We start from the raw sequence: 8,200 nt of genomic DNA, 5'->3' as shown, positions 1-8,200 counted from the left end.
TACATCAAGGTCAGAAGTAATAATCTTCACTAAAAGACCGTATATATGACAGCAAACCTGTCCCTGCTATCGTTGAATGACACCTTGCAATACTGGAGGAGACCATATATGAACTCTGGATAATAAATCTATCTCAATTAGAGTTCAGGTTAACTAATAGATAGCCTAGTTAAACTGGGTTATCTATATCTATAAATGTCACATCAAAACCATGCTCTTGAGCAAGTAACTCACCCAGAGCTTTTACACCATAGCGCTCTGTTGCATGATGCCCTGCAGCAAAAAAATCAATGTTTTGCTCACGAGAACTATGAATTGTTTGCTCCGATGCCTCACCCGTTAAATAAGCATCAATGCCTTGCTCTGCTGCTAAGTCAATATATCCTTGCCCACCACCAGTACACAGTGCAATGGTTTCTATTTTAGCTGAGCGTACTAAGCTTGTGAGCGGGGTTCGATTAAGCACTTTTGCAATTTTATCTGCAAAATCTTCACCACTTAATGGTGTTTTTAAACGCCCTTTCATTGCTACGCTATTTGAAGTTGGCTCTAGCCCTGTTTCAATTTCAATATCCAATAACTTTGCAAGTTGCGCGTTATTGCCAACTGCTGGATGAATATCGAGTGGTAAGTGATAGCCGAATAAATTAATATCGTTTGCTAGTAGCGCGCCTATGCGACGCTTTTTCATACCCGTTATTGGTTGAGATTCCCCTTTCCAAAAAAAACCATGATGAACCAAAATAGCATCTGCTTGTTGCTCAATGGCAGCTTCTATTAAAGCTTGACTTGCGGTTACACCCGTCACAATTTTTTTAATTTCGTTTTTACCTTCGACCTGTAAGCCATTTGGGCAAAAATCTTTTATTAAATGAGGTTTCAAAATGTCATTTAGGAGTTGGTTAAATTCTCTACGTTGCATATAACTTACCTTACTTAGCACTGAATTTTGTGCAAATTTTGGCGTTTATAGCCCTAAAATGGAAGGAAAATCGCAAAAAATTGAAAAACTGTTTTAAAATAGGTATAAATACCTCTTCTTTATCTGTGTTCACAACGTATAGGGTCTCTGATGAGCAAACTAGACAAAACAGAAGTGTTATCTGCCTTTGAAGCAGCGTACGAAACTGCCAATGGTAAAAAACCTGAAATCACAACTAAACCTGGTTGGTACAGCATTGATGGCGGTAAAAATTTACGCCTAGCTGACGTAGCAGAGCTTACTAAAAAATTAAACTCTGGTAAAACAACTAAAACGAAAAAACCAAAAGCAGCTGCTCCTGTTAAAGCACAGAAAAAAGCGCCATTCACTGTTGTTACCGAAAATGAAGAAGGTTACACAGCGGAAGAACTTTGGATTGTAATTTTAGCTCGTAAAGATCATGACTGTCGCTTACCGCGCGGTGTTGTTTAATCAACATTTATGATTTTTAAAAGAAACCGCGTTAAGCGGTTTTTTTATATCCGTTATTTGCCAAAAACATAAAGCTTTATAAGTTGTGTAAGGCTAAAAAAAGCGGCTATGTAGCCGCTTTAAAAAGTTTAAAATAAATTACAGTTCTTCAAAATAAAATGGTTCGCGTTCTTTTTTACCCACTTCATTCATTGTCTCTGCATTGAATAGTCGACCATTGCTCATGGTGTAATCTACTTTATCCGAATCTCGAATATTTTTAAGCGGATCGCCATCTATAACCATTAAATCAGCCAGTTTGCCCACTTCAAGCGAGCCTACGTTTTTATCAAGTCCTAAATACTTAGCCGGATCGAGTGTTGATGCACGTATTGCCTCAAGCGGTGTCATTCCGCCTTGTGCGAACATCCACATCTCCCAGTGTGCACCTAAGCCTTCACGCTGACCGTGCGCACCTAAGTTAACTAATACACCTAGGTCTTGCAGCTCAGCAGCAACGCGTGCGTTATTAAAGTGATTATAGTGATGATCGGGCGCTTTAATGCGGCGCATAGAGCGTGGTAATAATTGATTTTTTGGCACAAATTTACTTAAACGTGGATGATTCCACACATCAGTTTTATCGTACCAGTAGTTCTCACCCCAAATGCCACCATAAGCCACTACAAGTGTTGGTGTGTAACCAACATCACTTTGCGACCATAACTGCTTTATATCGTCATATATGTTCTCTACAGGGATTGAATGCTCAATACCTGTGTGTCCATCTACAATCATACTTAAGTTATGTTGTAATAATGAGCCACCTTCAGGGACAACCATCATTTCAAGTTCACGGCCTGCTTCAATAACTTGTTGGCGCTGCTCTCGGCGTGGCTGGTTATACGATTTAACACTAAACGCCCCTACTTTTTTAAGGCGCTCTAAATGAAATTTAGCATCGTCTAACGAGTCAATATGCGACGTATAACCTGGCATATTTGCGCCATATAAAATAGTACCCGTTGAGAAAATACGCGGACCAACAATCATGCCTGCCTTTTGCATTTCGCTTGCGGTAAATATTTCTGAGGTATCGTTTGATGGATCGTGAATTGTAGTTACACCCAGCGCTAAACCTGCAAAGTTTTTCCAGTTTTGCTCAGGTATAATTTCACCGCTTGCTTGCGAGCCATGTGCATGAGCATCAACAATACCAGGCATAATTGTTTTGCCTGTTACATCAATAACCTCAGCACCTTTAGGGATGCTTATCTCACTGGCTGTACCAATTACTTTAATATGCTTGCCATCAGTGATAATTACACCATTTTCAATAACCTTTTCGCCATCCATAGTAATAATTTTTGCACCAGTGAGCGCAATCATGCCTTTAGGCTCTGCCATTTTTTTACTGAAACCGATATTATCGCCACTTTTCACTTTAAAGTCGGCATCCTCAGCTTTGTTAATGGCAAACATCCCTTCAAGGCTTGCATGATAAAGCTCAGGCCCTAATGTCCAGTAAAGTTTGTTGCTCTTAGCACTCCAGCTAATGTTTTCACCAGCACGCACCGATAACTGCTCTATTGGGAATTGACTGTCTTTAGGCCCAATATTAATTGTTTTACCACTTTGAACAAACGGCGTTACAAATACTTTAAATCGCTCAGCAAAAGCGAGGTATTGCCCATCTGGTGATACTCTAAATTCTGTCGCATGTTCTGACTCGTACAGTTTGCGAACTTTTTTACTTTCAAGCTCAACTACGCTAAGCGTTGGTTTTGGCCAAGGACTCATTATAAAAACGCGATCGCTTGCATCTCCAAATTGTGGTTGATAACCACTTTTTGAAATAAGTTCACTTTTACCGCCTTTAGCGCTTACGCTATAAACCCCCGGATTAAGTGACCACTTAGGGTTTAAAATATTGCCGCCAGTAGCTTTTCGATAAACAACCGTTTTACCATCTGGGCTAAACGTTGGCTCTACATATTTACCAGGCTCTTTAGTTATTGTATCGCCACGACCACTGCGCGCAGACACCACTCTTACAGACCCTTGTTTGTTATCATCCCATGTGGTGTAAACTATTTTTTTACCATCGCGAGAGTACTGTGGAAATAATTCGTAATGATCAGTTTGCTTTGTTAAACGCTTAATTTTACCCGACTCTAAATCACGTTTATAAATATGCCCAAGCGCTTCAAAAATTGCCGTTTCGCCATCTGGGCTTACTTGCACATTACGCAGCATTTTTACATCAAACTCATCAGTATCTAAGTTTTGTGTAAAGCGCACCGCTTTTTGAATTTTTTTACTTGTTTGCACTTTAAAAGGAATGGTTTTTACAGATCTGTCTGCAACATCTAGCTTGTGAATTGTGCCACCAGCCCAAAATACCAGTTCTTCATTATCGGGTGTCCATGCAATAGTTGGGTATACACCATGAATAGCCCATGTTTCTTGCATATCTCGCTCAAGCTTATCGTAAAGCTTAGTGTGCTCACCGCTGGTTAAGTCATATAAATAAAGACTAGTTTGAAAATCATCACGCTTTATATACGCCAGTTTTTTTCCATCAGGTGACGGTGTAGGCCTAATAGCACCGCCCATCGTATCGATTATGGTTTCAATTTCACCCGTTTCACGGTCGTAGCGCTTAATTTTATAAATACCCGCTACAGAATCTTTTGAATAATGAAAGGTTTTACCGGGTGTTGCATCATGCGAAAAGTATACATAACGACCATCCGGTGAAAACATTGGCTCACCTAAATCTTTTTGATCGTTCTCGCGTTTTGTAAGCTGTACGCCCTTGCCACCGGCTTTGTGATACAACCACACTTCACCTGCTCCCAATGAGCGGCTAGCTGTAAAGTGTTTACGCGCAACTAAGTAGTCGCCATCAGGACTCCATGCAGGACTATTTAATAACCTAAAGGTTTCATCGGTAACAGCGTGTTGATTTTCGCCATTTAAGTCCATTATCCAAATGTTATCGCCGCCACCTTGGTCGGAGGTAAACGCAATACTTTTGCCGTTAGGACTAAAGCGTGGTTGCATTTGCCATGCAATATCAGAGGTGAGCTTTGTAGCTGTACCACCACTCATTGGCATAGTGTAAATATCGCCAAGTAAGTCAAACACCACAGTTTTACCATCAGGGCTAATATCTATATTCATCCATGTGCCTTGCTCAACGCTAATTGCAGCGTTAACAAATTGCCCTTTTGGTGAATCTACTTGCCATTTTTGTTCGTCTTTTTCAGCGGCATTTACCTGCCCTATCGCTAATGACACCGACAATGCTAATACTGTATGAAGCATTTTTTTCATGCGTTTCTCGCTTGTTATTGTTGCAGTAAAAACTATTTCACATGATTGCAACAAAAACAAACGCAACTTGCCAGCGTTATATGATAAAGCGCGGTTTATGTAGGTTTAATGCCAAACAATAGGGTCAAATTGATAGTAATTAACTAGCATACTATAAATTTCAGGATCGTATCGGCGAAGCTCTGCGGGTTTTTCGAGGAAGGTTTCGGTGAGTACAGCAAAAAACTCAGCTTCGTTAGTCGCACCATAGCTGTGAATAACATGTGGCATGCTATAAGCAACATGACTTTTCAACTGGGTGAAAGCACGGCTAAATACTCGGCCCCACTCTTTGTAATCTGCTGAGCTTTTTAAAATGGGTGTGCCCGTTGTTTTACCTGTTTCTTGATCGAGTTGATGCGCAAACTCATGAAAAACTAAATTATGTCCATCACTTGGCAAGCGGTTACCTTCAAGCACGTCATGCCAACTGAGTACTAGTGTGCCGCCAGGCCATGACTCGCCTAGCCTTACCGTATTATGGTAACTCACAAGTCCTGCACTATCGCGAGTTGATTGCGGAGCATAATAAGCACTGGGGTATAATAAAATTTCTTTTACATTTCTATATAACGGCCACGGTTTATTAAGCACTAATACACACGCATCGGCGGCAACAATTAACTTCATTGCAGACGTTAGCCTTAAGCCATCACAACCAACGAAGCGTTTTTCGTTTAAAAACCACGTTATGTGTCGCTCTAACTTTTCTCTGTCAGCGTCGGTCATTTTTTTATAGATGGGCATGCAACGCAGTAAAATATCTTTTTGCTGCGAATTTAAAGCAAAGTCTTTATATTTACTGCGCCATAATCGGTTTTGAATTGATGGCCAACGCCAGAAAATCACCACAAAAAGAATTAAAACAACAATTAACAGTCCATTTATCATGGGGATTTCCTGAGCTAAGGTATGGTATATAAATATGTCCAGCACACGTGCTTTTCAAGCATATAAGGTTATGTATTTGAATATAAAGTAATTCGAATTGTATGACCTATAAACTACTTATAAATTACTTACTGCTTTGCACTACCGTTAAAATGGTGACTTTTAAGATTAAACTTTGCAAAAGGTGTCAAATGTATTCTGCAATGTGTTTATAAACTTTGCTACGTGCAAACCATCCATTAATGAATGGTGTACATCAATAGCTAAAGGCATTGTGCCTGTGTGTTTATCAAACTGACCAAATACAAATTTAGGAATACCTAAACTCTCACCTTCACTAAATGCATGCGAAAACGCACTAAAATTCAGCCACGGCAAAACAGAAATATGAATTAAGTCTGCCTGCCCTTCCGTTTGGGCAAACGCATCAGAGAATAACGGCTGTAATTTCGCTTTTTTGCTTACGTCACTTGCATGATTTGCAAACTCTTTAAAATCGCTTGCGCTATTAAAATAACTAAAAACAAACGTATCGTTTTCAGACAACTCAACCACACTTGCGCGAACACTATTAAGTAACCATGGTTGATTATCTATTATACGTAGCATTATTGAATCGTACTCATGGCACGCTTTTAAGGTGCAATATACATACGCTTGAAAAAAAGAAAATTGATTGGTTTTGCAATAGTCGTAAAGTGCTTGAGCATCTAAACGCACACACACATTAAAATAAGGCTGAGAAAAGTGTTTAAATAATTCAAAGTGTTGCTTTCTAGGCCAATTATCTAAATCGATGGGCTGCATGAGAGAAATTGAGGGAGTCATAATTTGCCGCACAAAATTAAAAATAAAGTGTACCGCTGTTCAGTAATAATTGCATTAGGGTCTGTTGATCTTTCAAGGTTAAATCCGCAAAGATCAACACCCCTTAACTTACAGATAAACAAAAGGTGTGCAATTGCACACCTTTATTGCATTTTAGCTTAAATTTATAGACCGTTTTTAATGATCTCTTGGGCTAATTCGTCAGCAATTAAATGCGTTGATTTTTGCTCTTTTTCGCTGCGAGCAAAAATTTCAGTTAACGTATTAAAAATACCTTCAACATGTTTATTAGACGCTGCTGCACTGTAACCATCTGGCGCTGTTTCATAATAAACATTAATAATACCACCGGCGTTAATTACGTAATCTGGTGCATATAAAATGCCTTTTTCACGAATAACTTCACCGTGGCGAGATTCTGCCAGCTGATTGTTAGCACAGCCTGCAATAATAGTCGCTTTTAAACGCGGTATCGTTAAATCGTTAACGGTTGCACCTAATGCACAAGGTGCATAAACATCAACATCTAAGTCGTAAATGTCATCAATGCCAACCGCAGTTGCGCCAAAATCACTGACTACACGGTCAATGGCAGCTTGGTTAATATCAGTTACAAACAACTCAGCGCCCGCATCATGTAAATGTTTACATAAACCATAAGCAACAGCACCTAAACCTTGAACAGCCACTTTCACACCTGCAAAATTTTGATGACCGCGTTGATGCTGTAGCGCTGCTTTAATTCCTAAAAACGTACCGTATGCTGTAAATGGCGATGGGTTACCGCTTTTACCTTCAAGGCCCAGTACGTAATTAGTTTCTTTATTCATGATAGCTACATCAGCACATGTGATGTTTACATCTTCTGCTGAGTAATAGCTGCCATTTAATCGCTCTAACTGGCGGCCAAATGCACGGAATAATTGCTCAGATTTAATTTCTTTCGCGTTACCTATAATTACAGATTTACCACCACCAAAGGGTAAGCGCGCAACTGCATTTTTATAAGTCATGCCCTTTGATAAACGTAGCACGTCATAAACAGCATCTTCGTCGTTCGCATAATCCCACATTCTACATCCGCCAACAGCAGGACCTAGGTTGGTATTATGTACAGCAATAATTGCTTTTAAACCCGACTCTTCATCAGAACAAAAAACCACTTGTTCATGGTTATCAAATTCAACTCGATTAAACACAGCCACTTAAAATACTCCGAAATAGTTAACCCGTGAGAGGGTATGCGCGCTGGAAATTGCCGAGACTTTATCATTTCATATTCGAGTTCGCTATACTCGCAGAAGATAAAACCAATGAAAACATCGAGCTTAAATTAAATAACCGGATTAAAACTATTTTATAGATAAAAAATTCACAAAATCGTTATTTGTAAGTTTTAAATACTATAAATATAAAAACCACACCAACTTACGTTTACGTGAACGTAATATAATTGTTGTATGTAAAGTTTAATATACAAGTGCTACTTGCCCGACACGTACTGCTGCCTATAGGTTTTCAGTAAAAAGTGAGCTTTTTCGCAAACTGGTCAGAGCTGTAAACTTACTAATAACTCTATTTAAAAAAACATCGAGTAGGGTGAGGCTTTTGCCTCATCCCTCTCACAGAACCGTACGTACGGGCCTCGTATACGGCTCCTGTATTCTTCTATCCCTTCGGCTTATTTTCTAAACGCCGATTGAGCAAGCC

Annotated in this window: 6 protein-coding genes; 1 reads left to right on the top strand and 5 read right to left on the bottom strand. The window is 39.5% G+C overall.

From position 1 onward, the window contains the following. Positions 1-169: 169 nt before the first annotated feature. Positions 170-922, bottom strand: a complete 753-nt coding sequence (locus H4J63_RS19130) for a Nif3-like dinuclear metal center hexameric protein (RefSeq protein ID WP_182198005.1) — start codon at positions 920-922, stop codon at positions 170-172. A gap of 150 nt (positions 923-1,072) precedes the next feature. On the opposite strand from H4J63_RS19130, the gene H4J63_RS19125 reads away from it, so the two are divergent. Next, positions 1,073-1,414: a hypothetical protein gene (locus tag H4J63_RS19125; protein WP_002961684.1), complete on the top strand. Its 342-nt coding sequence runs from the start codon at positions 1,073-1,075 to the stop codon at positions 1,412-1,414. Between the two features lie 138 nt (positions 1,415-1,552). Here the strand turns inward: H4J63_RS19125 and H4J63_RS19120 are convergent, their stop codons facing one another. The 4 genes from H4J63_RS19120 to H4J63_RS19105 all read right to left on the bottom strand — a co-directional run bounded on the left by H4J63_RS19120 (position 1,553) and on the right by H4J63_RS19105 (position 7,695). Then, positions 1,553-4,732: an amidohydrolase family protein gene (locus tag H4J63_RS19120; RefSeq protein WP_182198003.1), complete on the bottom strand. Its 3,180-nt coding sequence runs from the start codon at positions 4,730-4,732 to the stop codon at positions 1,553-1,555. 105 nt (positions 4,733-4,837) lie between these two features. Further along, positions 4,838-5,662, bottom strand: a complete 825-nt coding sequence (locus H4J63_RS19115; RefSeq protein WP_002961680.1) for a M90 family metallopeptidase — start codon at positions 5,660-5,662, stop codon at positions 4,838-4,840. 168 nt (positions 5,663-5,830) lie between these two features. Then, positions 5,831-6,469 (bottom strand): chloramphenicol acetyltransferase, encoded by a 639-nt coding sequence (locus H4J63_RS19110; protein WP_182198007.1) that lies wholly within the window; start codon positions 6,467-6,469, stop codon positions 5,831-5,833. Positions 6,470-6,654: 185 nt separating this feature from the next. Then, positions 6,655-7,695 (bottom strand): Glu/Leu/Phe/Val dehydrogenase, encoded by a 1,041-nt coding sequence (locus H4J63_RS19105; protein WP_033028599.1) that lies wholly within the window; start codon positions 7,693-7,695, stop codon positions 6,655-6,657. Positions 7,696-8,200: the final 505 nt, after the last annotated feature.

Source organism: Pseudoalteromonas sp. 5Ae-yellow (assembly GCF_014077565.1).
GTDB lineage: Bacteria > Pseudomonadota > Gammaproteobacteria > Enterobacterales > Alteromonadaceae > Pseudoalteromonas.
The sequence above is the reverse complement of the archived record's forward strand: the minus strand, read 5'-3'. Positions and strand labels throughout refer to the sequence as shown.